Genomic DNA, 2,301 nt, shown 5'->3' with positions numbered 1-2,301 from the left:
CTGCTCTGAAAAACCTATCCAAACCTAACTAAACTTGTTAATTTGATGTGGTGTTTTCTTCCTGCTTCAACCAAGGGTGTCGGCACCAACTTGTCCACAGGCGTTAAGTTCAGGTCGAGCCGACCTTACTTTTTCAGGTGGGGCATTTTCCAGGTTAATTGAGGCGTTTAAGTCTCTGTCTATTACGCTGTCACATTTCTGGCAATTAAACACTCTATCTGAGAGTTTCATTTCCTGAATGTGACCACAGCAAGAACAGGTCTTGGATGAAGGAAACCATCGGTCAACTAGCTCAACTTTGGTTCCATAGTGGTTTTGTTTATAAACCAATTGACGACGCACTTCATAGAAGCAATTATCACTAACCGCCGTAGCAAGTTTGCGGTTCGCCATCATCCCTGAGACGTTCAAATCCTCAATCCGAATGCAGTAAGCGCTACGACTCAAATCGGTTGTCATTTTATGAACCGTGTCGCGACGAATATTGCCAATCCTTGCATGATGCCTTGCTAATTCAACATAATAATACTTGGCGTTTTTGGATGCCTTAACTCCTAATTTCTTGCTACCCAAAACCTTGTTACGATTGCACCATTGCAGTTTACTGAGCTTGGTTTTTGCCCTTTTAATAGAAACTGGCATGGCGTAACAAGTTCCATTACTAACGGTTGCCAAAGTTTTCACCCCTAAGTCAACTCCAACTCGTTCAATTGGGTGATAAATAGTCGGAACTTTCTGGGCATCCAGAGCAAAGGAAACAAACCATTTATCCGCAGTCCGAGTAACAGTAAAGGTTTGCGAACTGCAAGTAAAACCTATCTTTTCCTTGAGTCTAAATTCCCTTAATCCGGGAAGTTGAATTCTTTTATCTGCTTTGATGACTACTCGGTTAGTAAAAGGGATTGGTGGTTTACCTTTTTCTGGATAAATACCAGACGTTTTGTAAACTGTAAACGAATCACCTTTCTTTTTGGTTTTCTTCTTAGGGAAACCACTTAATCCTTGTCGCCATCTCTTAAATGCCTTTTTCAGATCGATAAAAGCTGATTGATACACAGTAGACGGGTATTGCTTCGTCCACGCATATTCAGGCATCTTCATAATTACTTGGGTGAAGACTTGCTTGATAATATCAATCCTTTTGGAGTCCCTGAGATTAACACCCTCAAAACTCCAACTGGCGACTAACATCTCTAGCCCAAAGTTGTAGACAAATCTCCGAAAGCCAGCAATGCCACGCATTAAAGAGGTTTCTTTATTATTTAGCTGCAACTCTCTTTTGATTGCGTACATTGCCAAACCTATTTATACTTATTTACTTAGTCAAGTATATCTGGAATCAGAGCAAGGATCAACCCCGTCTACAATTTTCTTCACTTTAGCTTTGTATTTGCGTAATCCATAAAGGCGGGAACTGAAGCAATGGATTATAGACAGGAGATCTTGAGTCAATTCTTCTGGCGGGGAAAGGGTTTCGGCGTTAGCCACAATTATTGAGCCTCCACCCCATTGCACTAACTGTTCGACAAGCTCAAAACCAAAGCGGCACAATCTGTCTTTGTGAGCTACGTATAACAAATTTACCTCGCCTTGTATTGCCCACTTAATGACTTGCAGGAATTTTGGTCGCTTAAAATTTAAGCCTCCCCCAATTTCCTGAATTGTCTCCGTCACAGAGACACCTTGAGCCAAGCAGAATTGCTCCATTGCCTTAACTTGGCTTTGCAAGTCATCTTTTTGGTTGTTGGATGAGACTCGACAATAAATCAGAACTTTGTGGGGATATTTCCCCGTTTTAAGGCTTCTGGCTGCCGCTAAGTGGGTTTCATTGTAGACTCGTTGCTTTCCTAGTGTGCGTTCCGGGATTAGCTTGCCTTCCTGCTCCCATCTACGAAGTGTCGATGCCGAAACTCCAACCAAATCTCCAAATTCTGAAACCTTCCACATAACTTACTCATAATAGGCAACTATAAGTAAGTTTAGTTAATAATTTGCCGATTTAGTCAAGCTCCTCTGCTCCCCTGTCCCCCTGCCCCTTTGCTCCTCCGCTTCCCTGCCCCTCTGCTCCTCCGCTCCTCTGCTCCTCTGCTCCCCTGCTCCTCTGCTCACCTCTGGAGGACGAGATTTTGCCAGCATAATGCCGAGAAGAGATGCTGTGAGTATAGTTCATAAAACCATAGACAAATATCTCAGGTCTTATTTTGTAGGTGTTACCCTAACTGGGTGAACTACTACACCCTCTATCCCATTGCTCGCAGAGCGTTTGGGACTGCTTGTAGTCTTTTACTCGTCCCCTTTAGT

General features: G+C 43.0%; 2 protein-coding genes. Both read right to left on the bottom strand.

Going from position 1 to position 2,301, the window contains the following annotated elements; all coding sequences use genetic code 11:
- Window positions 1-66 precede the first annotated feature (66 nt).
- Window positions 67-1,293 carry an RNA-guided endonuclease InsQ/TnpB family protein gene (locus ACE1CC_RS12065; protein ID WP_413270680.1) on the bottom strand — a complete coding sequence of 409 codons (1,227 nt, stop codon included), beginning with the start codon at window positions 1,291-1,293 and terminating at the stop codon, window positions 67-69.
- 30 nt (window positions 1,294-1,323) lie between these two features.
- On the bottom strand, window positions 1,324-1,947 hold the full coding sequence (locus tag ACE1CC_RS12060) for an IS607 family transposase (protein WP_413270679.1): 624 nt from the start codon (window positions 1,945-1,947) through the stop codon (window positions 1,324-1,326).
- Window positions 1,948-2,301: the final 354 nt, after the last annotated feature.

Source organism: Floridaenema aerugineum BLCC-F46 (assembly GCF_041929345.1).
Classification (GTDB): Bacteria; Cyanobacteriota; Cyanobacteriia; order Cyanobacteriales; family Aerosakkonemataceae; genus Floridanema; species Floridanema aerugineum.
The sequence above is the reverse complement of the archived record's forward strand: the minus strand, read 5'-3'. Positions and strand labels throughout refer to the sequence as shown.